Source organism: Pseudomonas sp. TE50-2 (assembly GCF_040813665.1).
In the GTDB taxonomy this organism is placed as follows: Bacteria; Pseudomonadota; Gammaproteobacteria; order Pseudomonadales; family Pseudomonadaceae; genus Aquipseudomonas; species Aquipseudomonas soli.
Map to the genome: position 1 here is coordinate 1558544 of NZ_JBFNXN010000001.1, position 26603 is coordinate 1585146.

Below are 26603 nucleotides of genomic sequence, written 5' to 3' on the forward strand. Positions count from 1 at the left end.
GCGGCGGCGCCAGTCTAGAGGCAGTCCGGCGGCAACGCCAGACCGCTTGTCAGTGCTCACCGGACGCAGTAGCGTGCGGTCTTTGTCCCAGCCCTTGCAGGAGCACCCCATGAGCGCCACCCCACGCATCGCCGACTACGCCATCAACGAGCAGTTCATCAATCGCTGGTCGCCCCGCGCCTTCACCAACGAGCCGATCAGCCAGGAAACCCTGCTGAGCTTCCTCGAGGCCGCACGCTGGGCGCCGTCGGCCTACAACTCGCAGCCGTGGCGTTTCCTCTATGCCCGCCGCGACACGCCGAGCTGGGCGCGCTACCTGGACATCCTCAACGAGTTCAACCGCAGCTGGGCGCAGCATGCCTCGGCGCTGGTGCTGATCATCTCCAAGACCACCTTCGCCGCACCCGGCTCCGATGAAGAGAAGCCGGCCCTGTGGCACACCTTCGACACCGGCTCGGCCTGGGGCCATCTGGCGTTGCAGGCCAGCATCAGCGGCTGGCACACCCACGGCATGGCCGGCTTCGACCAGGACCTGGCCCGGCGCGAGCTGAAGATCCCCGAGGGCTACGCACTGCACGCAATGGTGGCAATCGGCAAGCTGGGCGACAAGGCGACCCTGGCCGAAGGCCTGCAGGCCCGTGAAGTGCCGAGCCCGCGCCGGCCGTTGAGCGAGCTGGCGGCCGAAGGCGACTTCAGCCTGTAAGCCTTCCTTCGATAGCACCGGCCCATCGCCGGCAAGCTGGCTCCCACAAGGTTGCGCGGTCTCCTGTGGGAGCCGGCTTGCCGGCGATAGGGCCGCAACGGCCGGACTACGATCAATACCCCCGCGCGAAATCCACCTCGCCCCGCAACCCCTGCCCCGCCGCATACGCCTGCGCATTCCCGACGAACAACCGCACCATCGCCGCCGGCGAGGTCGGCGCCGAGCTGTGCCCAGTCAGCAGCAGCCCCCAGGCAGTCCAGAACGGGTGGCGCTGGGGCAACGGCTCCTGGCGACAGACATCGATCACCGCGCCGGCCAGGTGCCCTTGCTTGAGCGCCTCGACCAGGTCGGCATCGACCACCGCCACGCCGCGCCCGGCATTGATGAACAAGGCACTGGAGCGGAAGCACTTGAACAGTGCCGCATCGTACAGGTCATGGGTGGCTGGTGTGTCGGGCAACAGGTTGAGCACGTAGTCGGCCTCGCCGACCAGGCGAGGCAACTGGTCGAGCCCGGCAACCTCGACGAACGGCGCCTGCTCACGGGCACTGCTGGCTACCCCGTACAAGGTGACGCCAAAGGGCACGAGGAACTCGGCGACTTGCTGGCCGATATCGCCGGTGCCGACGATCAGCACCCGGCGTCCTTCCAGGGTCCGCCCTGGCCGATCGTCCCAACGCCGCTCGACCTGGCTGACCAGGCGCGACAGCACATCGCGCTCATGACCAAGCATGTAGGTGAGCATGTACTCAGCCATCACCTGGCCAAAGATCCCCACCGCCCGGGTCAGCCGGTAGTCGCGCGGCAGGCCGTCGGCCAGCAACGGCGTGATGCCGGCCCAGGTCGATTGCATCCACTGGGGTTTGTGGCCCTGGCGCAACAGGCTGGCCAGCAGGTCGGGCTGCCCCAGCCATACCGGGCAGTCGGGGGCCAGGCGGGCCAGTTCGGCGGAATCGCCACTGGTCAGGACCTCCAGGTCCGGCGCCGCCTCGCCCAGCAGGCGGGCATAGTTGGCATGATCCTGTTCAGCGATCAGAACGCGCATGTGACACACAACCTTGGCAAACAACGGAAGCGGCCCGCCAGGCGGGCCGCAGACAGAGAAGAGACCGTGCCCGGATCAGGCCGGGTCGTTGCGGCGCAGCAGTTCTTCGGGCAGGTGCTCGATGTAGTCGTCGTCCGGCGGCGGCATCTGCAGGTGGTAGCCTTGGTTGTCGAGGTTTTCCAGCACCTTGGCGATATCCTCGCGGGCCAGCTTGCGCTCGGGGCTGAGCACCAGGTCGAAGGCGTGCACGGGCGTGCCGAAGAAAGGCAGCAGCCCCTCGGGCACACGCTCCAGGCCATCGGCCTTGAGCACATACAGGTACATTTCGTTCTTGCGGGGGCTCTTGTAGATCGAGCAGATACGTTTCATCGTGAATCTCCGGCACCGGCAAGATCGTCCAGCAGGGCCTGGCCCATGCGCTCGCGACGCCAGCCGCGCAGTGCATCGGGCAGTTGATAGGGACCGTCGGGATAGCCGCTCTTGAGCAGCGCTTCGAGGGCTTTCTTGCGCAGCATCAGCTCCGGGGCGATGCCCAGGCGCTCGCCTTCGGCCTGGCCGATGGCGCGCAGGCGCTTGAGAATGCCGGCGGCTTCGATCGGCAGCGGCTCGGGCAGCGGCGCGGGCCATTGCTCCTGCGGCAGGCTGGCGGCGCGCTTGATCAGCTGGATCAGCGCCTCGCCGTCCTGGCGGATGGTGCGCGGGTGCATTTCATCGATTTTCGCCAGCGCCGACGGGCTGTCTGGCTGGCTCTTGGCCATGGGCCACAACGAATGTTCCTTGAGGATGCGATTGCGCGGCACATCGCGGCTGCGGGCCTCACGCTCGCGCCAGGCGCACAGCTCGCGCAGCACGGCCAACTGCTGGCGGCCGAGCTTCCATGCCAGCTTGACGTCGCGGTAGAGGGTCTCGGGCTCGACTTCACGGCGCAGCGCGGCAACCAGCTCGGCACCGTCCTCGAGCACCCAGGCGTACTTGTCGTCCGACAGCCGCGGGCGCAAGGCGCTGAACAGTTCGGCCAGGTGCACGGCATCTTCGGCGGCGTAGCTGACCTGGGTCTCCGAGAGCGGGCGCTGCAGCCAGTCGGAGCGGGTCTCGCCCTTGGGCAGTTCGAGCCCCAGCACGTCCTGCACCAGACGCGAATAGCCCATGGAGAAACCGATGTTCAGGTAGCCGGCGGCGAGCTGGGTGTCGAACAGTGGCTGCGGCAGCTTGCCGGTCAGGCGCAGCAGGACCTCCAGGTCTTCGCTGCAAGCGTGCAGCACCTTGACCACGCCATTGTCTTCGAGCAGCTCGGCCAGCGGCTGCCAGTCGCGAATCAGCAAAGGGTCGATGAGGAAGGCACGTTTGCCGTCACCGATCTGGATCAACCCGGCTTTCGGGTAGAAGGTGTCGACCCGCATGAATTCGGTGTCGAGGGCCACAAAGGGCAGCTCACGCCAGCTTCGGCAGTGCTGGGCCAGGGTCTGGTCGTCACGGATCCAGTGAATTTCGATGGCCACGAGGCTCTCCCACTAACATTGGCGCGCAGTATATACGGCGCGGGCGCAATGGGTGAAACCTCGCAAGCCACGCCATCCTTGGTGCTGATCGTCGGTACGCTCAGCGATCGGCCGCCAGCCAGGGTCGGCAGCCGGCAAACAGGTCCAGCGAGCGCTGGTAGACCTCGGTGCGCACCTGCAACAGGCCGAGCATCGAGTGGAACAGGTTGTCCTGGGACAACGGCGCATCGCGCAGCTTGCCCAGGCATTCGGTGTCCACGCCGAAGTCCTCGCGGTAGCTGTCGGAGAACCAGGCCAGCAGCGGCACGTGCTTCTGCTGCTCCGGTGCGATCATGTAGGGCGTGCCGTGCAGGAACAGGTTGTACTCGCCCAGCGACTCGCCATGATCTGAAAGATAGATCATCGCGGTGTCGACCTTGTCCTGCTTGCTGCGCAAGGTATCGATCAAGGTCGCCAGCACCTTGTCGGTGTAGGCCAGGGTGTTGTCGTAGCCGTTGACGATCTCCTGTTGGCTGCACTGGTTCAGGGCGTTGCTGCGGCACACCGGGTTGAAGGGTTCGCTGCCGGCCGGGTAGCGCTTGAAGTATTCCGGGCCATGGCTGCCCATCTGGTGCAGCACCAGCACGGTGTCCTGGTCGAGGTTGTCGAGCAACTCGGCAAGGCCCTGCAGGAGGATCTCGTCATGGCATTCGCCGCTGGCACACAGGCTTGGGTCCTGCAGGTTGCTCACGTCGATAAATTGCACCCGGTCACAGGTGCCCTTGCAGCCGGACTGATTGTCGCGCCACTGCACTGCCAACCCCGCGCGCTGGAGGATGTCGAGCAGGCCTTCGCGGTTCTTCGCCACGCGGGCGTCGTAGTCCTTGCGCGGCATGCCGGAAAACATGCAGGGCACCGACACGGCGGTCTCGGTGCCGCAGGAGTGGACGTCGGTAAAGCTCAGCAGGCCCTTCTCCTTGTTCAATTGCGGGGTAGTGTCGCGGGCATAGCCGAGCAGGCCGAAGTTTTCCGCCCGGGCACTTTCGCCGACCACCAGCACGGTCAGCGACTTGCGCTGGTGCTGCTGCCAGGCCGCATCGCGACGGGCATCCTCGCCATAGCGCTGGAAGGGCCGGGTAGCCGTGCCCACTTGCTCGCTGACATAGCCGATGGAGGCCCCCACGATATTGCTCGGCGTAAGCATCAGGCGCAGTTCATGGTGGTTGCGAAACAACGACGCCAAGCCCTGGTAGTTGACCAGCGCCACCGAGCCCAGGGCCGCGACGCAGGCCCCGCTGACCACCAGCTTGCCCAGCAGCTCGCGGTGCCAGGGGCGATAGGCGATCCTGGCCTTCCACACCAGCAGCGACGGCAGTACACCCAACAGCAGGATATAAGCGGCGAACTTCAGCGAAAGCAGGTCGCGCACTTCCGTAACATTGGTTTCGGCCACATTGCGAAACATGCCGGCGTCAATAAGTACGCCATATTGATTCATGAAGTAAGCGACACTTGCACCGCTGATGAACAATACAATCAATACGGGTTTCAATACATAACGAAACGCCAGCAAAGTGAGGATGAGATTGAAGGCGAACAGCATCAGCACGGCGAATGCCAGGCTCAACCACAGCCCCACCATGCCCGGCGGCACGATGGACTCCAGGTGCTCCCAAAGCAAGGTATTGAAGCCGATCAACAGGTACAGGCTGGCCAGCAACGTGACCCATTCAGTGCGCAGGGATTTGAATTTGAGCATGGCGTTCGCAACAAGAGTTCATCAGCGGCCAACACGCCCGGACGGGCAGGTTGGAAAGTTGGCCGAACTCTAGAAAGCCTAGCATCAATTTTTTGTGAAAAAGACGCCAACAATTGGTGGGCCGGCGTCTTTCATGAATTAAACAACTTTCATTCAGCTGCCATTCAGCCAGGCAGGCGAAGTTTGGCGTACGGCTCGCGGTCGATATCCAGGACTTCCACGCACAGCTGAATGTCCAGCCCAGGCTGGGCCGCAATCGCCTCGCGCAACACCTCGAGCAGGCTGTTCGACAACTGCTGTTTCACCTGCTGCGTACGCCCGCTGAGGATCGCCAGGCGCACATGGGCGAAGGCCCGTTCGCCCGGGGCGGTGCCCACCCGGTACTGGGCAAAGGCCTGGGCGCGGCTCTTGATGTCCAGCTCCTCGGCAAACTGGCCACTGCCGACCAGGGCGTGGTTCAGGCGCAGCAGCAGCACATCGACATTGAGATCGCGCAGGTTGTCGCTGTATTCCAGGTTCAGGTGAGGCATGGCGCAGGTTCCGTTCACGCAGGGGGATGCGACAGCCTAACCCAGTCCCGCAATACGGCAAAGGCGACTATCCTCTTGGTTCAGGCTCGTTTACCAACCCTGAGAGAGGTGAAGAAATGCCAGTTCCGCATGATTTGCTCGCAGACCTGCACGTGACCGCCGAACAGTTCCAGGCCCTGATCGACAAGGATCACGACCTGCACAAGCTGCACAAGGAATACAACGCCAAGGACAAGGAAGTGCTCGCCGCCGAAGGCAATGCCACCGGCGACGACACCGTAAACCGCCTGCGCAAGGAGCGGGTGCTGATCAAGGACAAGATCGAACGCATCGTCCACCCACCCAAATCCTGATTTCCCCCGCGATAACGTCGGCGTCCGTTACGCGGACGCCTTCAGCGCCCCCTCCAGATCCTCGATCAGATCGCGGTAATCCTCGATCCCGATCGACAGCCGCAGCAGGTTCTCACTGATCCCCATCACGCCCTTCTGCTCCGGGCTCAGGGAGTTGTGCGACATGCTCCAGGAGTGGTTGATCATGCTCTCCACACCGCCCAGCGAGTCGGCCAGGACGAAGATCGACAGCGCCTCGACCAGGCGGTTGACCGCGGCCCGGTCGCCCTTGATGCGCAACGCCACCACCGCGCCGCCCGTGCGCATCTGACGCTTGCACAGGTCATGCTGCGGGTGGCTTTCCAGGCCCGGGTAGTAGACCTGCTCGACCTGCGGATGCTGTTCGAGGAACTGCGCCACACGCAGGGCGTTGGCGCTCTGGCGCTCCATGCGCACATCGAGGGTCTTCAGCCCGCGCAGCGCCAGGTAGCAGTCGAACGGCCCCTGGATCGCGCCGACCGCCATGCTGATCTTGCGCAGGCGTCCCAGCAGCTCGTTATTGGCCGCCACCACCACGCCGCCGGTTAGGTCGGAATGGCCGCCGATGTACTTGCTCGCCGAATGCATCACCAGGTCCACGCCCAAGGTGATCGGCTGCTGGTTCCACGGCGAACAGAAGGTGTTGTCGATGCAGGTCATCACCCCCCGCTCACGGGCCAGCTCGCAGACCGCCTTGATGTCCACCAGGTGCAGCAGCGGGTTGGTCGGCGACTCGATCCAGATCAGCTGGGTCTCGGGGCGGATCGCCGCAGCCACCGCCTCGACGTCGTTGAGGTCGACGTAGGTGGTGGTCAGGCCCGAGGTGCGTCCACGGTAGTCTTCCAGCAGGCGGAAGGTGCCGCCGTAGACGCCGTTCATCACCACCACATGGGCATCCTTGGACAGCAGCTCGAGCACCGTGGCGGTGGCGCTGACGCCCGAGGCGCAGGCGACCGCGCCGACGCCCTCCTCCAGTGCGGCCACGCAGGTCTCGTAGGCATGCCGGGTCGGGTTGCTGACCCGGCTGTAGGCGTATTCGGGGTTGTCGTCCAGGCCGCGCTTGATGAACGAGCTGGAGGTGACGATGGCCGGGAAGATGGCGTTGTCGGCGACGCTGGACTGCTCGCCGGCGTGGATGGTGCGGGTGGCGAAATTGCGCGGTTTGTCGGACATGGTCGGGTCCATTGCCTGAGGGTGGAAAACCACCACTATCTCATATCCACCACCCCAAGGCGCCAGCGGAACATTTCCGTCGACGCAGCGGCTGAAACGGTTCCAACGTTCCCTGCGAGCGGCTACTCTCGGAAAACTTTTCCCGTAATCGGCGACACGACGTCATGGACAGTTTCGACCAGCACATCCTCACCCTGCTCCAGCGCGACGCCTCGCTGTCCCTCAAGGACCTGGCCGAAGCGGTCAACCTGTCCACCACGCCGTGCTGGAAGCGGGTCAAGCGCCTGGAGGAGGAAGGCTACATTCGCGGCCGCGTCGCCCTGCTCGACCCCGAGCGCCTGGGCCTGGGCCTGACGGTGTTCGTCCAGCTCAAGACCCAGCGCCACGACAGCGCCTGGCTGGCGCAGTTCGCCGCCACGGTGACGGCGTTCGAGGAGGTGATGGAGGTGTATCGCATGTCCGGCGACTGGGACTACATGCTGCGGGTGGTGGTGGGCGACATAGCCGCCTACGACCGCTTCTACAAGAAGCTGATCACCAGCACCGACGGCCTGTCGAACATCACCTCGAGTTTTGCCATGGAGCAGATGAAGTACACCACGGCGTATCCGGTCGGGCGCTGAAATGGCGCCTGGCAGGACCGGCCTCATCGCCGGCAAGCCGGCTCCCACCCCGACCGCGCCGAGCTCAAGCCAAACGCCCTCCCTGTGGGAGCTGGCTTGCCAGCGATGAGGTCGACCCTGTCAGTCAGCCAGGGTGGCCTCGATCCGGTTCCCCGCCTTGGCCTTCTCCAGCCTGATCGCTACGAACTTCGAGGTTGGTGTGTAGGTTCCCTCGCCGTAGCTTTCCAGCGGCACCAACGGATTGGTCTCCGGGTAATACGCCGCCGCCTGCCCTTCAGGCACGTCATAGGACACCAGACGGAAGCCCGACACTCGCCGCTCGAGGCCGTCCTCCCACAACGACACGATATCCACGTGCTCGCCCGGCTCGAAGCCCAGGCGACGGATATCGGCCTCGTTGACAAACACCACCTCGCGCAGCCCGAACACGCCACGGTAACGGTCATCGAGCCCATACAGCGTGGTGTTGTACTGGTCGTGGGAACGCAAGGTCTGCAGGATCAGGTCCGGCTTGTCACCGCGAGCCAGCACAGCCGCGTTGACCAGTTGCTCCGGCAACTGGCTCGGGGTGAAACGCGCCTTGCCGGTGGCCGTGCGGAAGTTGCGGTCCGCCGCGTGGTTGCCCAGGTGGAAGCCGCCCGGATGCTGCAGGCGTGCGTTGAAGTCGGCGAAGCCGGGAATCACGTCGGCGATCATGCCGCGGATACGGCCATAGTCGGCAATCGCATAGTCCCAGTCGATAGGCCGATTGCCCAGGGTGGCCTTGGCCATGCCAGCAACGATGGCCGGCTCCGAACGCAGCAGTGCAGAACGCGGTTTCAGCTGGCCATGGGAGATATGCACCATGCTGAAGGTGTCCTCCACGGTGACGCCCTGCGGCCCTTCGGCCTGGATATCGATCTCGGTGCGCCCCAGGCACGGCAGGATCAGCGCATCACGCCCGGTGACCAGGTGCGAACGGTTGAGCTTGGTGGAGATCTGCACGGTCAGCTCACAGTTGCGTAGCGCCGCATGGGTACGCGGGGTGTCCGGAGTCGCCTGGGCGAAGTTGCCGCCCAGGGCGACGAACACCTTGGCCCGCCCTTCTTCCATTGCCTGGATCGCCAGCACGGCGTTATGGCCGTGCTCGCGGGGCACCTCGAACTGGAAGCGTTTCTCGATGGCGTCGAGCAGCGCAGCCTTGGGCTTCTCGTCGATGCCCATGGTGCGGTCGCCCTGCACGTTGCTGTGGCCGCGCACCGGCGACAGGCCGGCGCCGGGCTTGCCGACGTTGCCACGCAGCAGCTGCAGGTTGACGATTTCCTGCACGGTGGGCACCGAGTGGCGGTGCTGGGTGACGCCCATGGCCCAGCACATGATCACCCGCTCGGCCTTGCGGTACATGCGCGCGGCCAGCTCGATCTCAGCCTTGTTCAGGCCCGACTGCTCGACAATATGGTCCCAGGGCGTGGCATCCACCACGGCCAGGTAGGCCTCGACGCCACTGGTGTGTTCGGCGATGAAGGCGTGGTCGAACACCGGAGGCTCGTCGTTCAGCTGCGCCTCGCGCTCCCACTGCAGGAGGAACTTGGCGATGCCGCGCATGGCCGCCATGTCGCCACCCAGCGCCGGACGGAAGTACGCGGTGTTGGTCGGCTCGGAGCCATTGCTGAGCATCTCGAACGGGTGCTGCGGGTGCTGGAAGCGCTCCAGGCCACGTTCTTTCAGCGGGTTGAAGCAGACCACCTGGGCACCACGCTTGACCGCCTCGCGCAGCGGTTCGAGCATGCGCGGGTGGTTGGTGCCGGGGTTCTGGCCAATCACGAAGATCGCATCGGCCAGCTCCAGGTCATGGAACACCACGGTGCCCTTGCCCACGCCGAGGGTTTCGGCCATGCCCACGCCGCTGGCCTCGTGGCACATGTTCGAGCAGTCGGGGAAATTATTGGTGCCGTAGGCACGCACGAACAACTGGTAGAGGAACGCCGCCTCGTTGCTGGCCCGGCCCGAGGTGTAGAACTCGGCCTGGTCGGGCGAAGCGAGGCCGTTCAGGTGCCGGGCGACCAGGGCAAATGCCTCGTCCCAGCTGATCTCGACGTAATGATCGGTGGCCGCGTCGTAGCGCATCGGGTGGGTGATGCGGCCCTGGTACTCGAGCCAGTAGTCGGTCTGTTCGAGCAAGGCGCTGACGCTGTAGCGGGCGAAGAACGCCGGATCCACCGAGCGCCCGGTGGCTTCCCAGTTGACCGCCTTGGCGCCGTTCTCGCAGAACTTGACCATGTCGCTTTCCGGCGATTCGCCCCAGGCGCAACCCGGGCAGTCGAAACCACCGTTCTGGTTGGTCTTGAGCATGGCCCGCAGGTTCTTGAAGGCGTTCTCGCTGCCCAGCCAGCTCTTGGTCACGCTCTTGAGCGCGCCCCAGCCGGCGGCCGGCCCCTTGTAGTCCCTGATATGTTCGTCCTGGCTCATGCTGCGCTTCTCCGCACGGTGTTTTTTCCAGCCTAAGAAGCGCCCCCTGCTGCGTCCAATCGAAATAAATGACGGCGTGATAAACCGTTTCGATCACCGGCCCCAGCCCTTGGCCAGCGCGGCTTGCAGCCGTGATAGAGGAGACTGATCGAATGGTCGGGCAAAGCAATTTGACGCCAATGGGCGCAGGTTATAGCTTGGACCTTATCCGCGGCCTTTCGCCGCCCCCAGCCACTTCAATGTCGAGCGCGAACGTGGAAAAGAACCCCCAGGCCCTGATCGACGGTTTCAACCGCAAAGTCGATTACCTGCGGATGTCGGTTACCGACCGCTGCGACTTTCGCTGCGTCTATTGCATGGCCGAAGACATGCAGTTCCTGCCGCGCCAGCAGATTCTCAGCCTCGAAGAGCTGTACCAGGTCGCCGAGCGTTTCGTCGCCCTGGGTACCCGCAAGATCCGCCTGACCGGCGGCGAGCCGCTGGTACGCCAAGGCATCGTCGAGCTCTGCGGGCGCATCGCCGCCCTGCCCGGCCTGCGCGAACTGTGCCTGACCAGCAACGGCTCGCAGCTCGGCCGCCTGGCCCAGCCGCTGTTCGATGCCGGCGTGTCGCGCCTGAACATCAGCCTCGACAGCCTCGACCCCGAGCGCTTCCGTGCCCTGACCCGCACCGGCGACCTCGCGCAGGTGATCGCCGGCATCGACGCCGCCCGCACCGCGGGCTTTCGCCGCACCAAGCTCAACGCGGTGGTGCTCAAGGGCCGCAACGACCACGAGATCGTCGACCTGGTGCGTTTCGCCATCGACCGCGAACTGGACATCTCGTTCATCGAAGAGATGCCCCTGGGCGTGATCAGCGAGCACGAGCGCGGCGAGTCGTTCTGCTCCAGCGACGACGTACGCACGCGCCTGGCCGAGCACTTCACCCTGGTCGAGTCGGCCGAGTCGTCCCAGGGCCCGGCGCGCTACTGGCGCCTGGCCGAGGCGCCCAACACCCGGGTCGGTTTCATCTCTCCCCACAGCCACAACTTCTGCGCCACCTGCAACCGCGTGCGCCTGACCGTCGAAGGCCGCCTGTTGCTGTGCCTGGGTAACGAACACTCGGTGGACCTCAAGCAGGTCATGCGCCAGCACCCCGGCGACAGCGCCCGCCTGGAAAAAGCCATTCGCGACGCCATGCAGCTCAAACCCTACCGTCACCACTTCGAAGTGGGCGGCGAGGTGCAGATCCTGCGCTTCATGAACATGACCGGCGGCTGATCGGCCGCCTCTGGAACCGCCTTGATCGTCCACTCACGCCCCGACATGCTGCGCGTGCTGTTCACCCTCAAAGGCTCGATCGTCCAGCGCATCGCCCTGCGCTGCCTGGCGGTGACCTTGCTCGCAGCGCTGATCGTGCTGGTCGAGCGGCACTACCCGGCGCTGTTCTATCCGGTCAGCGCCACGCCCTTCACCCTGTTGGGGCTGTCGCTGTCGATCTTCATGAGCTTTCGCAACAACGCCTGCTACGACCGCTGGTGGGAAGGCCGCAAGGCCTGGGGGCGGATGATCATCGAGGTGCGCTCGTTCGTGCGCGAAAGCGTGGCGATCAAGGATGAGGCGCTGCGCAAGGAACTGCTGCGCAGTCTCTGTGCCTTCGCCCATGCCCTCAATGCCCGGCTGCGCAACGAAGACGAGCTCGGCGCCGCCCGCCCCTGGCTGGGCGAGAAGGCGCAGATAGTGACGCACAATGTCTGCGACGGCATCCTGCGCAAGGTGGGCGAACATTGTTCACGGCTGGCGGAGCGTGGAGCGATCAGCGAGTTCCGCTACACCTTGCTGGAGCAGCGTCTGGCCGGCCTGTCGGACGTGCAAGCCACCTGCGAGCGGATCAAGGGCACGCCACTGCCGTTCCCCTATACCCTGCTGCTGCACCGCACCATCTATATCTTCTGCCTGCTGCTGCCGTTCGCCCTGGCCGAACCGCTGGGCTGGCTGGCACCGCTGTTCACCACCATCGTCAGCTACACCTTCTTCGGCCTGGATGCGATCGGCAACGAGCTGGAAGACCCCTTCGGGCGGGATGAGAACGACCTGCCGACCGATGCGCTGGTGCGCACCATAGAGCGTGATGTGCTGTCGGCGTTGGGGCATGAGCCACTGCCACCGGCGTTGGTGCCGGTGGATCATGTGTTGAGTTGACATTGCCGGCGATAGGGCCGTACCGGCAACAACTGTGTTCAGGGAATGCGTGGGAAAGAACTTGCTCCGCGATAGAGTCGAATCAACCGCGGCTTTCGCAGGCCCCGATTGCTTTGAGGTGCGGGACGAAGTTGCACGGCCGATGCCGCGCATCCAGCTGCTCGGCCAGGATCCCCTCCCATGCCGTGCGGCAGGCGCCGGTCGAGCCCGGCAGGCAGCACACCAGGGTGCCGTTGGCCATGCCGGCCAGGGCCCGGCTCTGTACGGTCGAGGTACCGATATCGAGAATCGACAAGGCGCGGAACAACTCGCCGAACCCGTCGATGCGCTTGTCCAGCAGGCAGTCCACCGCTTCCGGCGTGCTGTCGCGGCCAGTGAAACCGGTGCCGCCGGTGATCAGTACCACCTGCACCTGTTCATCGGCGATCCAGGTGGCGACCTGGGCGCGGATCTTGTACAGGTCGTCCTTGAGCAGCTCGCGCGCCACCAGGCGGTGGCCCACGCCGACAGCGCGGCTGGCCAGCAGCTCGCCGGATGTGTCGGTCTCGAAAGTGCGGGTGTCGCTGACGGTCAGCACCGCGATGTTCAGCGGTACGAACACCGCGTCCGGTTTCACGCTCATGGCCTTTGCTCCAGGATTGGCTTGGCGGCCACGTTAGAGAGAAGCCCCGGTAGCGTCCAATCGATAGCGCGTACCGGGTGATCGACGGTTTCTATCGCCTGCCCGCGACAGGCCAGCGAATTTGTCAGCAATGATTAGCCAGGTGCTTCACTCTTGGTTAAGGTCTACCCACCCCGCAACCCAGGCCGCACCATGGACATCAAACAGCTCAAGTTCCTCATCGCCCTCGACCAGACCCGCCACTTCGGCCAGGCCGCGGCGCTGTGCCACATCACCCAGCCGACCCTGTCCATGCGCCTGCGCAACCTCGAAGACGAACTCGACCTGGTGCTGGTCAAACGCGGCCAGCGCTTCGAAGGCTTCACCGAAGCCGGCGAACGCATCCTGGCCTGGGCCCGCACCCTGCTAGCCGCCCACGACGGCCTGCAGGCCGAGGCCGCCAGCTGCCGGGGCCAGGTGGTCGGCAGCCTGCGCCTGGGTACCGTGCCGCTGGCCAGCTTCAACCCCATGCAACTGCTGATGCCGTTGCGCGCGAAATACCCAGAGCTGCACTTCCAGCTGTCGTCGCTGAGCTCCGAGCAGGTGATCGACGGCCTGAGCCGCAACCAGCTCGACCTCGGCATCTGCTACCTCGACCAGGTCAACACCAGCTTCTTCGAAGTGATCGAACTGAGCATCACCACCATGGGCCTGCTGCACGACACCCGGCACTTCCAGTTCGAGGCCGACAGCCTGCACTGGGAAGACCTCGGCGACCTGCCGTTGGGCCTGCTGAGCAAAGGCATGCACTACCGCCAGTCCCTCGACCTGAGCTTCCGCAGCCGCGGCCTCACGCCCAACGCCGTGCTCGAGAGTGACTCGACCTTCCAGCTGATCCAGGCGATCAACACCGGCGTGTGCTGCGCGATCATGCCACTGGATTGCGGCCTGGAAGACCTCAGCCAGCACATGCGCATCATCCCCGTGCAGGAGGCTAGCATCCACAGCCCGGTCGGCCTGCTGTTGCGCCGCAGCGAGCCGCGCTCGGCCATCGCCGAGCAGTGCTTCGACGAGGCCCGCGCCCTGTTCAGCAGCGAGTGATCAGCACTTGATCAATGCGAGCATGGCCATGTTGCGTGGGCGGGTGATCCCGGAGTAACCACGATCACCGAACAGACCTGGCAATGCATAGTTGACCCTCGCATCGACCCCACCCAGCGAAATGGTCGAATACTCGGCGGTGGAGTAGGCATCCACGCCCATCGCGACTTGCGAAGCCGGACCGTCGTTCTGTGTGGTAGATGCACTCCAGACACCGTTCGCACTGTTCTGGGTGGTGTCGTAGGGGTAGAGGCTGCCCTTCTGCCAGGAGCCGAATGCCCGGCCTTGGTCTACCCCACGGCCGTCATCGAAGCCACGGATGAACTCACCGCGCAGGTCAGGCAGGCCGAAGGTCGTGACACCATCGCCAGCGCCATAGGTGGTGCCGATGGCTGCGAACAATGCACCATGCTCGGCGCGAGACACCAATGCTCCATTGGCCTTCAGCCAGCCAACCGGCGCCTCGTTGGCTGCGGAGAACTTGATGTCACCAGGCGCGGCTCCGGAGAAACCGATGATCTGGCCAAGCGTGACGGCATGCTGGCTATGCGTGGCATTGGCCACCTGCTGGGCACCACCCTCGCAGTTCAGCAGGATCCAGCAAAGGGCCCCCTGATTGAGCAGTGGACCGAGGTAGGACACCAGCGTCACGTTGCCGCCAGCGACAATCTCGTTACCTTGCAACAGCTGGCCACCGAGGCCGTAGATCGGCGCAGCTGCCAGACCATCGGGAGCATAGGACGCATCCGCTACGTTGGTGCTGGTCGCACGAAAATACTGCACGACACCATCGGTAGTGGGTAGCGCCGCAAAAGGCAGGGAATTCTTGGCGGTATAAGCGGTTGTCATCGTGAACATCCTGTATCGATTGAATTTACACACGCTACTGAGTAGCGCAGAAACCCATTATATGCATTAAAGCATATTCAATCAATGCATCTATGCATAAAACCTTCAATTCGTTGCCATCCGGTACTGCCGCGGCGTGAAACCGGTCAGTTGCCTGAACTGCCGGCTGAACGCGCTGTGGTCGGTGTAGCCACAGCGCAGCGCCACCTCGATGATCGGCAGGTCGCTGTGCAGCAGGTGGTGCGCATGTTCCAGACGGGCCTTGTGGATCATCTGCCGGGGTGTGAGGTGGAACACCCGCTTGCAGTAGCGCTCCAGTTGCGCCACCGAGATGCCGGCGATGCGCGTCAGCTCGCCCATGCTGATCGGCTGGTGGAAATGCGCGCGGATATGCGCGTCCACCGCCGCCAACCGCTGGTAGGCGGGGTGGGTGTCGGCGGCTGACTGCAGGTCGACCGAAATGCCCACCAGGCCGATGATCGCCCCCGCCGCGTCGTACAGCGGGCGCTTGTGGGTCAGGCACCAGCCCGGCTCGCGGCTGCCGTACAGGTGCAGCTCGAGCTGGTCCTCCAACACCTGGCCCTGCTCCAGCACCCGGCGGTCCTGCTCGGTGTAGCCGGGGCCCAGGCGCGCCGGGAACACCTCGGCGCTGGTCTTGCCCAGCAGCGGTTGCAGGTGTTTCAAACCGCAGCGCTGGACCAGCGTGCGGTTGGCCAGCACATAGCGAGCCTGGTCGTCCTTGATGAAGATCGCCGCATTGGCGATGACGTCCAGCATCGGCAGCAGCCAGACCACGCCGGTGAGCAGGGCTTCGAGGGATTCGGGGCGGTGCTGGTCGAGGTGCTGGTACAGCGCAGTCAACGGTTGCTCGGGCATGCGGTTATCTCTAGTGGTTCTGGCGCCCTGCAAGCCTAGTCAGCAGCCCCCTCCGAGCGCCAGCACTTGCTCCCGACTATGCCGATTTCGTCACCCACCTTGCAGAAAACCATCAAGAACCGAGCCCCCGATCGGTCCACTCTATGCCCCACGCAAGCCGCCCCATGACCTACAAGAACGCGGCGCATGCCGCCGCATCGTGACATCAGACCTGCCTATCCAAAACCTACAAGAAGGCGCACCCATGTCAGGCAAATTCAAGAAACAGCTGTCACTGCTGGACCTCACCTTCATCGGCCTCGGCGCGATCTTCGGCTCGGGCTGGCTGTTCGCCGCCAGCCACGTCTCGGCCATCGCCGGGCCGGCCGGCATCCTCTCCTGGTTCCTCGGCGGTTTCGCCGTGCTGTTGCTGGGCATCGTCTACTGCGAGCTCGGCGCCGCCCTGCCACGGGCCGGCGGCGTGGTGCGCTACCCGGTGTACTCCCACGGCCCGCTGCTGGGCTACCTGATGGGTTTCATCACCCTGATCGCCTTCTCCAGCCTGATCGCCATCGAGGTGGTCGCCTCGCGCCAGTACGCCGCGGCCTGGTTTCCGGCGCTGACCAAGAGCGGCTCCAGCGACCCGACGGTGCTCGGCTGGCTGGTGCAGTTCGCCCTGCTGGGGCTGTTCTTCGTGCTCAACTACCGCAGCGTGAAGACCTTCGCCAAGGCCAACAACCTGGTCAGCGTGTTCAAGTTCATCGTGCCGCTGCTGGTGATCGGCGTGCTGTTCACCTTCTTCAAACCGGAGAACTTCGAGGTCCAGGGCTTCGCCCCGTTCGGCCTGTCCGGGGTGGAGATGGCGGTGTCGGCCGGCGGCATCATCTTCGCCTACCTGGGCCTGACCCCGATCATCTCGGTGGCCAGCGAGGTGAAGAACCCGCAGCGCACCATCCCCATCGCGCTGATTCTCTCGGTGCTGCTGTCCACCGCGATCTATGCCCTGCTGCAACTGGCGTTCCTCGGCAGCGTGCCGACCGAGATGATTGCCAACGGCTGGGCCGGGGTGACCAAAGAACTGGCCCTGCCCTACCGTGACATCGCCCTGGCCCTGGGCGTCGGCTGGCTGGCCTACCTGGTGGTGGCCGACGCGGTGATCTCGCCCAGCGGCTGCGGCAACATCTACATGAACGCCACCCCGCGAGTGATCTACGGCTGGGCGCAGACCGGCACCTTCTTCAAGTACTTCACCCGCATCGACGAGCAGTCCGGCATCCCGCGCCCGGCGCTGTGGCTGACCTTCGCCCTGGCGGTGTTCTGGACCCTGCCGTTCCCGTCGTGGGAGGCGCTGATCAACGTGGTCTCCGCAGCCCTGGTGCTGAGCTATGCCGTGGCCCCGGTGTCCGTGGCCGCCCTGCGCCGCAGCGCCCCGGACATGGCCCGGCCGTTCCGGGTCAAGGGCATGGGCGTGCTCGGCCCACTGTCGTTCATCATCGCCGCGCTGATCGTCTACTGGTCGGGCTGGAACACCGTGTCCTGGCTGCTGGCGCTGCAGATCGTGATGTTCGTGCTGTACCTGCTGTGCCGCCGCTTCGTGCCTACCGAACACCTGTCGCTGGGCCAGCAGGTGCGCTCGTCGGCCTGGCTGATCGGCTTCTACGCCGTGACCATTTTCCTCTCCTGGCTGGGCAGCTTCGGTGGCCTGGGCGTGATCGGCCACCCGCTGGATACCGTGGTCGTGGCTGCCAGTGCCCTGGGCATCTACTACTGGGGCGCCGCCACCGGCGTGCCGGCGCGGCTGGTGCGCCTCGATGGCGACGACGAAAGCGAAGCCAGCAGCGAAACCCATGCCGGCCGACAGCCCGCCGCTGTCGCCTCCTGACCCACTACACAATGGACACGCTGATGAAACAGGTTCATGTCATCGACTCCCACACCGGCGGCGAACCGACCCGCCTGGTGATGAAGGGCTTCCCGCCACTGCACGGCCACAGCATGGCCGAGCAGCGCGACGAACTGCGCGAGCTGCACGACCACTGGCGCCGCGCCTGCCTGCTGGAGCCGCGCGGCAACGATGTGCTGGTGGGCGCGCTGTACTGCCCTCCGGTGTCCGCGGATGCGACCTGCGGGGTGATCTTCTTCAACAACGCCGGCTACCTGAACATGTGCGGTCACGGCACCATCGGCCTGGTTGCTTCGCTGAGCCACCTCGGCCTGATCGAGCCTGGCGTGCACAAGATCGATACACCGGTCGGCCAGGTCAGCGCCACCTTGCATGGCGACGGCTCCGTCACTGTCGGCAACGTGCCGTCCTACCGCTACCGCCGGCAGGTAGCGGTGCAAGTGCCTGGGCATGGCCAGGTGCATGGCGACATCGCCTGGGGCGGCAACTGGTTCTTCCTGGTCTCCGACCACGGCCAGCGTATCGAGCTGGACAACCGCGAAGCCCTCACCGACTACACCTGGGCCCTGCTCAAGGCCCTCGAAGCACAAGGCATCAGCGGCGAGGACGGCGCCCCGATCGACCATGTCGAGCTGTTCGCCGACGACGCCAACGCCGACAGCCGCAACTTCGTCATGTGCCCCGGCAAGGCCTACGACCGCTCGCCCTGTGGCACCGGCACCAGCGCCAAGCTGGCGTGCCTGGCCGCCGACGGCACGCTCGCCGAAGGCCAGACCTGGGTCCAGGCCAGCATCACCGGTAGCCGCTTCCAGGGCCGCTACGAACGCGACGGCGAGCGCATTCGCCCGTTCATCACCGGCCGCGCCCACATGACCGCCGACAGCACCCTGCTGATCGACGAACAGGATCCGTTCGCCTGGGGCATCTGACCCCGTTCATTTCCCACTGAATACCGCCAGGAGTGACAACAATGACCGACAACATCTTCACCGGCACCATGCCCGCCCTGATGACCCCCTGCACCGCCGAGCGCAAGCCGGACTTCGACGCCCTGGTGCGCAAGGGCCGCGAACTGATCGACGCCGGCATGAGCGCGGTGGTGTACTGCGGCTCGATGGGCGACTGGCCGCTGCTGACCGAGGCCGAGCGCCAGGAAGGCGTGGCGCGCCTGGTGGCCGCCGGCATCCCGACCATCGTCGGCACCGGCGCGGTGAACACCCGCGAAGCCGTATCCCATGCCGCCCACGCCGCCAAGGTCGGTGCCGCCGGCCTGATGGTCATCCCCCGCGTGCTGTCCCGCGGCGCCTCGCTGATCGCCCAGAAGCACCATTTCTCGGCAATCCTCGCCGCCGCGCCGAAGCTGCCGGCGGTGATCTACAACAGCCCCTACTACGGCTTCGCCACCCGCGCCGACCTGTTCTTCGAACTGCGCCGCGAGTACCCGAACCTGATCGGCTTCAAGGAGTTCGGCGGTGGCGCCGACCTTCGCTACGCCGCCGAGCACATCACCTCCCAGGACGACGCCGTGACCCTGATGGTCGGCGTCGACACGCAAGTAGTGCATGGCTTCGTCAACTGCAACGCCACCGGCGCCATCACCGGCATCGGCAACGCCCTGCCCCGCGAAGTGCTGCAACTGGTCAGCCTGAGCAAGCGCGCCGCCAAGGGCGATGCCAAGGCCCGGCGTCAGGCACGTGAGCTGGAAGCAGCGCTGGCGGTACTGTCGTCGTTCGATGAAGGCTGCGATCTGGTGCTGTACTACAAGCACCTGATGGTGCTCAACGGCGACACCGAGTACCGCCTGCACTTCAACGAAACCGATGCCCTCAGCGACGCCCAGCGCAACTATGCCGAGCAGCAGTACGCGCTGTTCCGCAGCTGGTACGCCAGCTGGTCGGCCGAACAGAACCAGGCCTGACTCCAGGAGCTGCTTCGCCCCCATCGCCAGCAAGCCAGCGCCCACAAGCTTCAAGCCTTGCGCAGTACCTGTGGGAGCCGGCTTGCCGGCGATGGGCCGCACAGCGGCCCGCTTTCTCCCAAACTCAATCCCAAAGGACGCCCCATGACCCTGACAGGCAACCTGCTGATCGGCCAGCGTGCCGTGCCCGGCAACCGCGAAGCGATCCGCGCCATCGACCCGAGCAGCAACCAGGCCCTGGAACCCGCCTATGCCGGCGCCAGCGGCGAACAGGTGGCTCAGGCCTGCGCCCTGGCCTGGGCGGCATTCGATACCTACCGCGAAACGCCCCTCGAACAGCGCGCCGGTTTTCTCGAAACCATCGCCGAACAGATCGAAGCACTGGGCGATGCGCTGATCGACCGCGCCCACGCCGAGACCGGCCTGCCCAAGGCCCGCCTGCTGGGTGAGCGTGGCCGCACCTGCGCCCAGCTGCGCACCTTCGCCCGGGTGGTACGCGCCGGTGAGTGGCTGGATGTACGCGTGGACAATGCCCTGCCCGAGCGCCAGCCCCTGCCCCGCCCGGACCTGCGCCAACGCCAGGTGGCCCTGGGCCCGGTGGCGGTGTTTGGCGCCAGCAACTTCCCGCTGGCCTTCTCGGTGGCCGGCGGCGACACCGCCTCGGCACTGGCCGCGGGCTGCCCGGTGGTGGTCAAGGCCCACGCCGCCCACCCCGGCACCAGCGAGCTGGTCGGCCAGGCCGTGGCCCGGGCTGTCGCGCAGTGCGAACTGCCCGAAGGCGTGTTTTCCCTGTTGTACGGCGCGGGCCGTGAAGTGGGCATCGGCCTGGTCACTGATCCACGTATCAAGGCGGTCGGTTTCACTGGTTCACGCAGCGGTGGCCTCGCCCTTTGCCAGGCGGCCCAGGCGCGTCCGGAGCCGATCCCGGTCTATGCCGAAATGAGCGCTATCAACCCAGTGTTCCTGTTCGATGGCGCCTTGCGCTCGCGCAGTGAAGCCCTGGCGCAAGGCTTTGTCACTTCTCTGACCCAAGGCGCCGGCCAGTTCTGCACCAATCCCGGGCTGGTGGTCGCCCGGCAGGGCCCGGCCCTTGAGCATTTCCTGGTTGCCGCCAGCGCCCATGTTGGCCAAGCGGCGGCGCAAACCATGCTCACCCCGGGTATCGCCAATGCCTATGCTGACGGCGTGGCAGCATTGAGCGAAAACCAAAATGCCCGCTGCGCGGCGAGCGGCCTGGCGGCGCAGGGGCCGAACCAGTGCCAGGCTCAGTTGTTCGTCACCACCGCGCAGGCGTTTCTTGCCGACCCTACGCTGCAAGCCGAAGTGTTCGGCGCCGCCTCGCTGGTGGTGGCATGCGACAACGATGAGCAAATCCGCCAGGTAGCCGAGCATCTGGAAGGCCAACTGACCGCCACCCTGCACCTGGACGAGGCCGATCTGCACATTGCCCGTCGCCTGCTGCCGACCCTCGAACGCAAGGCCGGGCGGATCCTGGTCAATGGCTGGCCGACCGGAGTCGAGGTCAGCGACGCTATGGTCCATGGCGGCCCGTTCCCGGCCACCTCGGACGCCCGCAGTACCTCGGTGGGCACTGCGGCGATCCTGCGCTTCCTGCGCCCGGTGTGCTACCAGGACTTCCCCGACGCCCTGCTGCCCGGTGCATTGCAGCAGGCCAATCCGCTGCACCTGCGGCGGCTGCTCGATGGCCAGCGGGAAGCCTGAACCATGACCGCCACTGACACGGACATCGCCGTGGTCGGCGCAGGCATCGTCGGCGTCGCCTGCGCCCTGCAGCTGGCACGCCAGGGCCGCCGGGTGCTGCTGATCGATCGCCAGGCTCCGGGCCATGGCGCTTCGTATGGCAACGCTGGGCATCTGGCCACCGAGCAGGTGTTTCCCATCGCCGACCTGTCGATCCTCAAGCGCCTGCCGGCGATGTTGCTGGACCCGATGGGCCCGCTGCGCCTGGACTGGAAGTACCTGCCCCGCGCCCTGCCCTGGTTCACCCGGCTGCTGCTGAACCTACGCCCGGCGCCGTTCCAGCGCAGCGTGGCGGGCATTCGGGCGTTGAATGAAAACAGCCTTGGCGCCTGGCAACGGCTGCTCGCCTCCATCGACCGCAGCCCCTTGCTCAAGGAAGACGGGTCGCTGCTGGTGTTCGAACGCCATGAATCGCGCCAAGCCCTCGCGGCGTTGCGCGCCCGCATGCAGGCACAGGGCGTACCCGTGGACCTGTGGTCGGCAGAGGCGGTGAGCGAAACGGCGCCGCAGTTGAGCCCGTCGATCCTGGGTGGCCTGTTCTTCCCGCGCACCGGTCACTTCCTCGACCCCTATCAAGTGGTCTGCGAACTGTTCAGCGCCGCAAGGGCCAGCGGCGTACGCTTTCTTCGCGCCGAGGTCAGTGGCGGCCGGGTGCATGGCCAGGGCGTCAGCCTTGCCAGCGACCAGGGCCCCGTCGAGGCCAGCCAGGTGTTGATCAGCGCCGGCGCCCACTCGGCCAAGCTCACCGCTACCCTGACCGGCCGGCGAGTGCCCCTGGATACCGAGCGCGGCTACCACCTGATGCTACCGGCGGAGCAGCAGCGCCTGCCGTTTGCCGTCACCTCGCTGGAGCGCAAGTTCATCATGACGCCCATGGCCGAAGGCCTGCGCCTGGCCGGCACGGTGGAGTTCGCCGGGCTCGAGGCGCCGCCGAGCATGCAGCGGGCGTGGCAACTGCACAGGTTGAGCAAGGGTTTGTTCCGGCGCGAACTGGATGCCGAGGGGGCGACGCCGTGGATGGGGTTCCGGCCTTCGTTGCCGGATTCGCTGCCGGTGATCGACCGGGTGGCCGATGGCAAGGTGTTGCTGGCGTTCGGGCACCAGCACCTGGGGTTGACCCAGGCGGCGGTGACGGCGGAATGGATGGGGCGGTTGGTAAATGGCGAAGACTGCCCGCAAATCAGCGCCTATCGATTGAGCCGGTTTTGAAACGGGGGCCGCGTGGCGGCCCCTGCCTCACTCAGCGATAACGCTCGAGCCAGTGCGCATAAGGCGCTGGCAAGGTCCACGAAGCCTTGTCCACGCCCAGGGCCTTGGCAGCGGCATACGGCCAGTGCGGGTCAGCCAGGTGCGCACGCCCCACCGACACCAGGTCCAGCTGGTTGGCCTGCAACGCGCCTTCGGCCAGCTCCGGGGTACCGAAGCCCCAGGCCGAAGTCACCGGCAGCTTGGCCTCGCGACGCACACGTTCGGCGATCGGGCCCATGAACGCCGGCCCCCACGGGATGTTGGTCTCGGGAATGGTGAAACCGACGCTGACGCTCAGCAGGTCCAGGCCACCGGCCTTGAACCGGCGCGCCAGTTCGATGGATTCCTGCAGGGTCTGCTCGTCACGGCCGTCATACTCCAGCACGCCAAAGCGAGCGGTCAGCGGCAGGTTCTCCGGCCACACCTCACGCACGGCGGCCAGGGTTTCCAAAAGGAAGCGCGTGCGGTTGTCGAAGCTGCCGCCGTAGGCATCGGTGCGCTGGTTGGAATGCTCGGAGAAGAAGCTCTGGCCCAGGTAACCATGGGCAAAGTGCAGCTCGATCCATTCGAAACCTGCATCGCGGGCACGCCGTGCGGCATCGACGAAGTCCTGCTTGACCCGGGCGATATCGTCCAGGGTCATGGCCTTCGGCACTTTCGGCAGGTGGGCGCCGAAGGCGATGGCGGACGGGGCGATGGTGTCCCAGCCGCGGGCATCGTCGGCGGCGATGTGGTCGTCACCTTCCCAGGGGCGGTTGGCGCTGGCCTTGCGCCCGGCGTGGGCGATCTGGATGCCCGGCACGGAGCCGGCGGCCTTGATCGCCTTGACCACCGGCACGAACGCCTGGGCCTGGGTGTCGTTCCAGATCCCGGCGCAGCCGGGGGTGATGCGCCCTTCCGGGGACACCGCGGTGGCCTCGACCACCACCAGGCCGGCACCACCACGGGCCAGGCCTGCGTAATGCACCTGGTGCCAGTCATTGATCAGGCCATCTTCGGCCATGTACTGGCACATCGGCGGAATGGCGATGCGGTTGCGCAGGGTGACGTCTTTGAGGGTGTAGGGTTCGAACAAGGCGGCCATGAGGTAACTCCAGGGACAGGGTGGATACGATTGTTCGATCATATTCGAACTATGGCAATTTGTGAAACCCCCGTTATCATGTCGACCATGCGAGCCTATACCCACCCCAATCCCGAAGACCTGACGCTGGAGCGCCTGCTCTACGCGCTGAGCGACCCTGTGCGCATGGATATCGTGCGCCGCCTGGCGGGTGTTGCCGAAGCCAGCTGCGGCGAGCTGGACGGCGGCCGGCCCAAGTCGAGCATGTCCCATCACTTCCGTGTACTGCGTGACTCGGGGCTGGTGTACACCCGCAATGTCGGTACCACGCACATGAACTCGTTACGCAGCGATGAGCTCGAAAGCCGTTTTCCAGGGTTGCTGGGCAGCATTCTCGAACAGCGTTGAACCCCGGCCTGCCAGCGGCGGGAGCCGTTTCCATCGATAGTCCAGGCACAAAAAAACCACGAGGCCGCCAGGGGCGATCCTCGTGGTTGGTGTTGCCGGGCAAGCCCGGCAACCATGGGCCTTACAGCGCCATGTCGTTCGCAGGCTTGCTCTCGACCGGTGCGCCTGGGGCGGCGGTGGTCTTGACGCTCTGATCGAGCACCGGCGGCTTCTCCAGCTGCAGCACTTCGGCGGTGTAGTCCCACTCTTTCTGAGTGGCGGCAGCCGATGCGTTCAGCTTGGTACCGTAGCTCGGCACGATTTCCTTGATCTTGGCCTGCCACTCAGGGGTGGCGACCTTCTCCTTGAACACGGTTTCGAGCACGTTGAGCATGATCGGCGCGGCGGTCGAGGCACCTGGCGAGGCGCCCAGCAGGCCGGCGATGGTGCGGTCCTGGGAAGCCACGACCTCGGTGCCCAGCTTCAGCACGCCGCCCTTCTCTTCGTCACGCTTGATGATCTGCACGCGCTGACCGGCCTGCCACAGCTTCCAGTCTTCCTTCTTGGCGTTCGGGAAGTAGGTCTGCAGGGCGGCGAAACGGTCGTCGTCGGACTGCATCAGTTGGCCAGCGAGATACTCGACCAACGGGTACTGGTCGATGCCGACGCGGGCCATCGGCCAGACGTTGTGGGTGGTGGCGCTGCTCAGCAGGTCCAGGTACGAGCCGTTCTTCAGGAACTTGGTCGAGAAGGTGGCGAATGGCCCGAACAGGATCACGCGCTTGCCATCCAGCACACGGGTGTCCAGGTGCGGGACCGACATGGGTGGCGCGCCGGTCGAGGCGATGCCGTAGGCCTTGGCCATGTGCTGCATGGCAACGGTCGGGTTCTCGGTCACCAGGAACGAGCCACCCACCGGGAAGCCTGCGTATTCCTTGGCCTCGGGGATGCCCGACTTCTGCAGCAGCTTCAGCGCGCCGCCGCCGGCACCGATGAACAGGAACTTGGCGTCGGTGGCCGATTCGGTACCGTCCTTCAGGTTCTTGTACTCGACGTGCCAGGAGCCGTCTTCGTTGCGGGTGATGTCCTGCACTTCGGTGGAGAGCTTCAGGTCGAAGTTCTCTTTGGTCTGCAGGCTGCCAACGAACTGGCGGGTGATCTCGCCGAAGTTGACGTCGGTGCCGATCGGCGTCCAGGTGACCGCCAGCTTCTGGTTCGGGTCACGGCCTTCCATCATCAGCGGGACCCACTTGGCGATCTGCGCGTGGTCCTCGGAGTACTGCATCGGACGGAACAGCGGGCTGGCCTGCAGGGCGTCGTAGCGCTTCTTCAGGAACTTGATGTTGTCATCGCCCCAGACGAAGCTCATGTGCGGGGTGGTGTTGATGAACGAGTGCGGGTTCTTCAGCACGCCCTGGCGTACTTGCCAGGCCCAGAACTGGCGGGAGATCTGGAACGACTCGTTGATCTCGATGGCCTTGGTGATGTTGACGTTGCCGTCTTTGTCTTCCGGGGTGTAGTTCAGCTCGGCCAGCGCGGAGTGGCCGGTACCGGCGTTGTTCCAGCCGTTGGAGCTTTCTTCGGCGACGCCGTCCAGGCGCTCGACCATCTCCATCGACCAGCTTGGCTCCAGCTCGTTGAGCCAGACAGCCAGGGTGGAGCTCATGATGCCGCCGCCAACCAGCAGCACGTCGACTTTCTTGGTGTCGGCGGCGTGCGCTTGCATGAAGCTCGCCGCGACAGCCAGACCCAGCAAGGTCTTGCCAGCTTTCTTGAACATTGATCGATTCCAGTCAGTAGAACGGAGGGTGGGCCTGTGGCTGGCCCAGGTATTCCATGTTCTTCAGCGCAGGCTTGTTGTGATCATTGTTCAGCAGCCAGAGAGACATTGGACGCGCCAGCCTTTGGTCGGATTGACCGACAAGGCTGAAACGATTTACGGATTGTAACCGAATTGCCAGCACAAACAAACGCGGGCAGGGGCGTCAAGACGACAGGTTGCCACGCGACAAGCCACCACGCCCCGGAAAACAAAAACCCCCGGCCACATCCATGGTCGGGGGTCTTGGATCAGGCCGTGAACGGCCGGATCAGGGTAATCCCAAGATTACTGCTGCTGAGGCAGTTTATCGATCGGGCCGCAGCCGCCGATGATCTTGGAGATGGAAACCGATGGGTGGAACAGGTAGTCGTACGAGCAGTTCTTAGGCTGGTTGTAGACCTGGCCGGTGCAGCCGGACAGCAGGGCAACGCCCGAAACGACAGCAACAGCGACAGTAGCTTTGATCAGCTTTTTCATAAAAATCCTTTAGTCCATGATCCACCATCAAACGGATGGCGCGCGGATCATACGGGAAATGGCGGTGAGAATGAAAGGCATTAGTACAGGTGCACTAGTTGACGGGGGTCAACTAACAAGTTGATGGCACGGCAACTAAGCGAGTTGAACTACTTGCTAAAACGTTACAGGTTGGCGTGGTTCGCACAGATCGCGCTTACCGGAAATAGCTGAATCCCTGGGACTGACGCGCATCCCGACTGAAAAGCATGGACTTCCCTCTGCCCGTAGTCCTTTTCCGAGTCGGATGTCCCCTTCCTTCAAAGCGT

General features: G+C 65.0%; 24 protein-coding genes and 1 pseudogene. 12 read left to right on the top strand and 13 right to left on the bottom strand.

The window, feature by feature from the left end; translation table 11 throughout:
- Positions 1-109: 109 nt before the first annotated feature.
- Positions 110-703 carry a nitroreductase family protein gene (locus tag AAHK21_RS07030; protein WP_102681718.1) on the top strand — a complete coding sequence of 198 codons (594 nt, stop codon included), beginning with the start codon at positions 110-112 and terminating at the stop codon, positions 701-703.
- 112 nt (positions 704-815) lie between these two features.
- Here AAHK21_RS07030 and AAHK21_RS07035 read toward each other — a convergent pair whose 3' ends face one another.
- The 5 genes from AAHK21_RS07035 to AAHK21_RS07055 form a co-directional block, all read right to left on the bottom strand.
- The gene (locus AAHK21_RS07035) at positions 816-1748 is read right to left on the bottom strand and encodes a D-2-hydroxyacid dehydrogenase (RefSeq protein WP_367856840.1); all 933 of its coding nucleotides are present in this window, start codon (positions 1746-1748) and stop codon (positions 816-818) included.
- Between the two features lie 75 nt (positions 1749-1823).
- On the bottom strand, positions 1824-2117 hold the full coding sequence (locus AAHK21_RS07040) for a YcgL domain-containing protein (RefSeq protein WP_023630461.1): 294 nt from the start codon (positions 2115-2117) through the stop codon (positions 1824-1826).
- Positions 2114-3247 (bottom strand): ribonuclease D, encoded by a 1134-nt coding sequence (gene rnd, locus AAHK21_RS07045; RefSeq protein WP_110697933.1) that lies wholly within the window; start codon positions 3245-3247, stop codon positions 2114-2116. Before rnd ends, AAHK21_RS07040 begins: the two co-directional genes overlap by 4 nt.
- A gap of 100 nt (positions 3248-3347) precedes the next feature.
- Positions 3348-4985, bottom strand: a complete 1638-nt coding sequence (locus AAHK21_RS07050; protein ID WP_367856841.1) for a phosphoethanolamine transferase — start codon at positions 4983-4985, stop codon at positions 3348-3350.
- Between the two features lie 164 nt (positions 4986-5149).
- The gene (locus AAHK21_RS07055) at positions 5150-5515 is read right to left on the bottom strand and encodes a 5-carboxymethyl-2-hydroxymuconate Delta-isomerase (protein WP_046856694.1); all 366 of its coding nucleotides are present in this window, start codon (positions 5513-5515) and stop codon (positions 5150-5152) included.
- A gap of 116 nt (positions 5516-5631) precedes the next feature.
- Here AAHK21_RS07055 and AAHK21_RS07060 point away from each other — a divergent pair, with 116 nt between their 5' ends.
- A complete protein-coding gene (locus tag AAHK21_RS07060; RefSeq protein ID WP_046856695.1) occupies positions 5632-5868 on the top strand; it encodes a YdcH family protein in 237 nt (78 codons plus the stop codon).
- A gap of 27 nt (positions 5869-5895) precedes the next feature.
- Here the strand turns inward: AAHK21_RS07060 and AAHK21_RS07065 are convergent, their stop codons facing one another.
- Positions 5896-7071 carry a PLP-dependent aspartate aminotransferase family protein gene (locus tag AAHK21_RS07065; protein WP_367858965.1) on the bottom strand — a complete coding sequence of 392 codons (1176 nt, stop codon included), beginning with the start codon at positions 7069-7071 and terminating at the stop codon, positions 5896-5898.
- Between the two features lie 152 nt (positions 7072-7223).
- Here AAHK21_RS07065 and AAHK21_RS07070 point away from each other — a divergent pair, with 152 nt between their 5' ends.
- Positions 7224-7682, top strand: a complete 459-nt coding sequence (locus AAHK21_RS07070; protein WP_046856697.1) for an Lrp/AsnC family transcriptional regulator — start codon at positions 7224-7226, stop codon at positions 7680-7682.
- A 120-nt stretch (positions 7683-7802) separates the two neighbouring features.
- On the opposite strand, the gene AAHK21_RS07075 is transcribed toward AAHK21_RS07070, so the two are convergent.
- Positions 7803-10130 carry an FdhF/YdeP family oxidoreductase gene (locus tag AAHK21_RS07075; RefSeq protein WP_367856842.1) on the bottom strand — a complete coding sequence of 776 codons (2328 nt, stop codon included), beginning with the start codon at positions 10128-10130 and terminating at the stop codon, positions 7803-7805.
- A 254-nt stretch (positions 10131-10384) separates the two neighbouring features.
- Here AAHK21_RS07075 and moaA point away from each other — a divergent pair, with 254 nt between their 5' ends.
- Positions 10385-11389 carry a GTP 3',8-cyclase MoaA gene (gene moaA, locus AAHK21_RS07080; protein WP_367856843.1) on the top strand — a complete coding sequence of 335 codons (1005 nt, stop codon included), beginning with the start codon at positions 10385-10387 and terminating at the stop codon, positions 11387-11389.
- 21 nt (positions 11390-11410) lie between these two features.
- Positions 11411-12310 carry a bestrophin family protein gene (locus AAHK21_RS07085; protein WP_367856844.1) on the top strand — a complete coding sequence of 300 codons (900 nt, stop codon included), beginning with the start codon at positions 11411-11413 and terminating at the stop codon, positions 12308-12310.
- Positions 12311-12392: 82 nt separating this feature from the next.
- Here the strand turns inward: AAHK21_RS07085 and moaB are convergent, their stop codons facing one another.
- On the bottom strand, positions 12393-12932 hold the full coding sequence (gene moaB, locus AAHK21_RS07090) for a molybdenum cofactor biosynthesis protein B (RefSeq protein WP_367856845.1): 540 nt from the start codon (positions 12930-12932) through the stop codon (positions 12393-12395).
- 192 nt (positions 12933-13124) lie between these two features.
- Here moaB and AAHK21_RS07095 point away from each other — a divergent pair, with 192 nt between their 5' ends.
- Complete coding sequence (locus tag AAHK21_RS07095; RefSeq protein ID WP_110697921.1) at positions 13125-14012, top strand: LysR family transcriptional regulator; 888 nt, start codon at positions 13125-13127, stop codon at positions 14010-14012.
- A gap of 261 nt (positions 14013-14273) precedes the next feature.
- Here the strand turns inward: AAHK21_RS07095 and AAHK21_RS07100 are convergent.
- Positions 14274-14507 (bottom strand): annotated as a pseudogene (locus tag AAHK21_RS07100) (phage tail protein); the annotation flags it as partial.
- 459 nt (positions 14508-14966) lie between these two features.
- Complete coding sequence (locus tag AAHK21_RS07105; protein WP_367856846.1) at positions 14967-15737, bottom strand: helix-turn-helix domain-containing protein; 771 nt, start codon at positions 15735-15737, stop codon at positions 14967-14969.
- A 244-nt stretch (positions 15738-15981) separates the two neighbouring features.
- On the opposite strand from AAHK21_RS07105, the gene AAHK21_RS07110 reads away from it, so the two are divergent.
- From AAHK21_RS07110 to AAHK21_RS07130, 5 genes are all read left to right on the top strand, one after another.
- The gene (locus AAHK21_RS07110; RefSeq protein WP_263159021.1) at positions 15982-17598 is read left to right on the top strand and encodes an APC family permease; all 1617 of its coding nucleotides are present in this window, start codon (positions 15982-15984) and stop codon (positions 17596-17598) included.
- 23 nt (positions 17599-17621) lie between these two features.
- On the top strand, positions 17622-18548 hold the full coding sequence (locus AAHK21_RS07115) for a 4-hydroxyproline epimerase (RefSeq protein WP_367856847.1): 927 nt from the start codon (positions 17622-17624) through the stop codon (positions 18546-18548).
- 41 nt (positions 18549-18589) lie between these two features.
- A complete protein-coding gene (locus AAHK21_RS07120; RefSeq protein ID WP_367856848.1) occupies positions 18590-19537 on the top strand; it encodes a dihydrodipicolinate synthase family protein in 948 nt (315 codons plus the stop codon).
- A 144-nt stretch (positions 19538-19681) separates the two neighbouring features.
- The gene (locus AAHK21_RS07125) at positions 19682-21259 is read left to right on the top strand and encodes an aldehyde dehydrogenase (NADP(+)) (RefSeq protein WP_367856849.1); all 1578 of its coding nucleotides are present in this window, start codon (positions 19682-19684) and stop codon (positions 21257-21259) included.
- Positions 21260-21262: 3 nt separating this feature from the next.
- Positions 21263-22507, top strand: coding sequence for an NAD(P)/FAD-dependent oxidoreductase (locus AAHK21_RS07130; protein ID WP_367856850.1), 1245 nt, complete (start codon positions 21263-21265; stop codon positions 22505-22507).
- Positions 22508-22538: 31 nt separating this feature from the next.
- On the opposite strand, the gene AAHK21_RS07135 is transcribed toward AAHK21_RS07130, so the two are convergent.
- On the bottom strand, positions 22539-23630 hold the full coding sequence (locus AAHK21_RS07135) for an NADH:flavin oxidoreductase/NADH oxidase (protein ID WP_367856851.1): 1092 nt from the start codon (positions 23628-23630) through the stop codon (positions 22539-22541).
- 51 nt (positions 23631-23681) lie between these two features.
- Between AAHK21_RS07135 and AAHK21_RS07140 the strand changes: the two genes are divergently transcribed.
- Positions 23682-24017, top strand: a complete 336-nt coding sequence (locus tag AAHK21_RS07140) for a helix-turn-helix transcriptional regulator (protein WP_046856709.1) — start codon at positions 23682-23684, stop codon at positions 24015-24017.
- A gap of 121 nt (positions 24018-24138) precedes the next feature.
- Here AAHK21_RS07140 and mqo read toward each other — a convergent pair whose 3' ends face one another.
- Both mqo and AAHK21_RS07150 read right to left on the bottom strand, forming a co-directional pair.
- A complete protein-coding gene (mqo, locus tag AAHK21_RS07145) occupies positions 24139-25776 on the bottom strand; it encodes a malate dehydrogenase (quinone) (protein ID WP_046856710.1) in 1638 nt (545 codons plus the stop codon).
- 327 nt (positions 25777-26103) lie between these two features.
- Complete coding sequence (locus AAHK21_RS07150; protein ID WP_023630554.1) at positions 26104-26295, bottom strand: DUF4223 family protein; 192 nt, start codon at positions 26293-26295, stop codon at positions 26104-26106.
- Positions 26296-26603: the final 308 nt, after the last annotated feature.

Excerpts from the sequence above, each read along its gene's own strand:
- AAHK21_RS07065 (WP_367858965.1), bottom strand. The coding sequence starts at position 7,071 with ATGGACCCGACCATGTCCGACAAACCGCGCAATTTCGCCACCCGCACC.
- AAHK21_RS07105 (WP_367856846.1), bottom strand. The coding sequence starts at position 15,737 with ATGCCCGAGCAACCGTTGACTGCGCTGTACCAGCACCTCGACCAGCAC.
- AAHK21_RS07040 (WP_023630461.1), bottom strand. The coding sequence starts at position 2,117 with ATGAAACGTATCTGCTCGATCTACAAGAGCCCCCGCAAGAACGAAATG.
- mqo (WP_046856710.1), bottom strand. The coding sequence starts at position 25,776 with ATGTTCAAGAAAGCTGGCAAGACCTTGCTGGGTCTGGCTGTCGCGGCG.
- AAHK21_RS07140 (WP_046856709.1), top strand. The coding sequence starts at position 23,682 with ATGGCAATTTGTGAAACCCCCGTTATCATGTCGACCATGCGAGCCTAT.
- AAHK21_RS07115 (WP_367856847.1), top strand. The coding sequence starts at position 17,622 with ATGAAACAGGTTCATGTCATCGACTCCCACACCGGCGGCGAACCGACC.
- AAHK21_RS07150 (WP_023630554.1), bottom strand. The coding sequence starts at position 26,295 with ATGAAAAAGCTGATCAAAGCTACTGTCGCTGTTGCTGTCGTTTCGGGC.
- AAHK21_RS07035 (WP_367856840.1), bottom strand. The coding sequence starts at position 1,748 with ATGCGCGTTCTGATCGCTGAACAGGATCATGCCAACTATGCCCGCCTG.
- AAHK21_RS07075 (WP_367856842.1), bottom strand. The coding sequence starts at position 10,130 with ATGAGCCAGGACGAACATATCAGGGACTACAAGGGGCCGGCCGCCGGC.
- AAHK21_RS07135 (WP_367856851.1), bottom strand. The coding sequence starts at position 23,630 with ATGGCCGCCTTGTTCGAACCCTACACCCTCAAAGACGTCACCCTGCGC.
- moaB (WP_367856845.1), bottom strand. The coding sequence starts at position 12,932 with ATGAGCGTGAAACCGGACGCGGTGTTCGTACCGCTGAACATCGCGGTG.
- AAHK21_RS07110 (WP_263159021.1), top strand. The coding sequence starts at position 15,982 with ATGTCAGGCAAATTCAAGAAACAGCTGTCACTGCTGGACCTCACCTTC.
- AAHK21_RS07055 (WP_046856694.1), bottom strand. The coding sequence starts at position 5,515 with ATGCCTCACCTGAACCTGGAATACAGCGACAACCTGCGCGATCTCAAT.
- AAHK21_RS07120 (WP_367856848.1), top strand. The coding sequence starts at position 18,590 with ATGACCGACAACATCTTCACCGGCACCATGCCCGCCCTGATGACCCCC.
- AAHK21_RS07095 (WP_110697921.1), top strand. The coding sequence starts at position 13,125 with ATGGACATCAAACAGCTCAAGTTCCTCATCGCCCTCGACCAGACCCGC.
- AAHK21_RS07130 (WP_367856850.1), top strand. The coding sequence starts at position 21,263 with ATGACCGCCACTGACACGGACATCGCCGTGGTCGGCGCAGGCATCGTC.
- AAHK21_RS07070 (WP_046856697.1), top strand. The coding sequence starts at position 7,224 with ATGGACAGTTTCGACCAGCACATCCTCACCCTGCTCCAGCGCGACGCC.
- AAHK21_RS07125 (WP_367856849.1), top strand. The coding sequence starts at position 19,682 with ATGACCCTGACAGGCAACCTGCTGATCGGCCAGCGTGCCGTGCCCGGC.
- AAHK21_RS07030 (WP_102681718.1), top strand. The coding sequence starts at position 110 with ATGAGCGCCACCCCACGCATCGCCGACTACGCCATCAACGAGCAGTTC.
- AAHK21_RS07050 (WP_367856841.1), bottom strand. The coding sequence starts at position 4,985 with ATGCTCAAATTCAAATCCCTGCGCACTGAATGGGTCACGTTGCTGGCC.
- AAHK21_RS07060 (WP_046856695.1), top strand. The coding sequence starts at position 5,632 with ATGCCAGTTCCGCATGATTTGCTCGCAGACCTGCACGTGACCGCCGAA.